Here is a 1,320-nt window from a genome sequence, read left to right as displayed (position 1 = left end):
TGGCTTACTTAACTCTTAACTGCTTATATTCTGTAGCTCTAACCTATTCACTGCAAGCACACAACTGTGTAGCTTCATGCTTTAAGTGATTGATCAAAATGATTTTAAGTTTGATATTCCCAATAGGCTGGAGTGCCATAAACCTTAATAAAGTAATCAATCAGTACCCTAACGTTTAACGGTGGGCGACGTGCATTAGGATAAATCGCGGTAATATTTTGTGGCCCGGTTTTTATTGTCGGTTGGTAGTCGCTGAGTAGTGACACCAGTGTGCCATTATTTAAATGCTTGCCGATTAACCAATTAGGGAATAATACAAGCCCGCCATCATTTAACGCTGAGATAAGTAATGACTCGGCATTGTTCGATACCAGTGTCGGCGTTACGGCTTGGTGTAGCCAAGTGGTAGCATTGCTTTTGAATAACCAGCGATTTTGCCCAGAATAACCGCTATACACTAGGCAGTGATGGCGAGTGAGATCGCTAGGTTTTTCGGGGGTGCCGTGCTTGATTAAATATGCTGGAGAGGCGGCCAAATGATAGCTCTGTACCCCCAGTACTCGAGCATGAAGTGTCGAGTCAGCAAGTGAGCCTATTCGAAAAATGACATCTGCGGCATCAATATGCGGATTGATGAAATCGTCGGTTTGGATGAGCTCAACTTGCACCTTTGGGTATTGAGTTAAAAAGCCTGCCAACCAAGGGGCTATGTGTTTTTGGCCGAAGAAAACGGGGGCATTAATTCTTATTAACCCTTTTGGCTCGGTCGCTCTATCTTGTAGCTCATTGCGAACTTCATTTAATTGCTCAGTCATCGAACGGGCGTAATCGTTAAAAATTCTGCCTGCTTCTGTTGGGATTATTGCGCGGGTATTGCGGTAAAATAGCTGCTGTCCTAGTGACGCTTCAAGCTGTTGAATCACTCTCGAGATCATCGACGGTGAAACACCTTCACGTCGTGCAACAATAGAAAAACTCTTATTTTCATAAACGTCGATAAAAAATTTTAATGCTCTGATATTGATTGAGTTTGCATCGTTCATTTGTGCAATTCCTGCAAAGGTGTTTATTGAATTATCCCATTTTTCACGTTAAAGCACTAGGCTATGATGCGCCCTTTATGATTAGGGGGTTCAGTTATGCAGTTGATGTTGATTTTACTTGTGGTGCTCGGCGGAATGGGATTATCCGTTGAAGCGGGATTATTAGGTCCGTTAGGGGCTGTGGTGGGTGAGCTATGGGCAACCTTTAGTATATTTGGGGTAGGCGCGGCGTTAACCTTTATTTTAATGCTTTTTTTCAGTCCAAGAAATAGTCCGT

2 protein-coding genes are annotated in these 1,320 nt (G+C 43.1%); one reads left to right on the top strand and one right to left on the bottom strand.

The genetic code is table 11. The features are described 5' to 3' along the window. Positions 1–104: 104 nt before the first annotated feature. Positions 105–1,043, bottom strand: a complete 939-nt coding sequence (locus FCS21_RS15700; protein WP_138624473.1) for a LysR family transcriptional regulator — start codon at positions 1,041–1,043, stop codon at positions 105–107. 96 nt (positions 1,044–1,139) lie between these two features. Here FCS21_RS15700 and FCS21_RS15695 point away from each other — a divergent pair. Next, a partial coding sequence (locus FCS21_RS15695; RefSeq protein ID WP_171035722.1) for a DMT family transporter occupies positions 1,140–1,320 on the top strand: 181 nt, incomplete at its 3' end.

Source organism: Colwellia ponticola, from assembly GCF_005885605.1.
GTDB classification, from domain to species: domain Bacteria; phylum Pseudomonadota; class Gammaproteobacteria; order Enterobacterales; family Alteromonadaceae; genus Colwellia; species Colwellia ponticola.
Note: the sequence above shows the minus strand (reverse complement) of the source record. Positions and strands in the feature narration are given on the sequence as shown.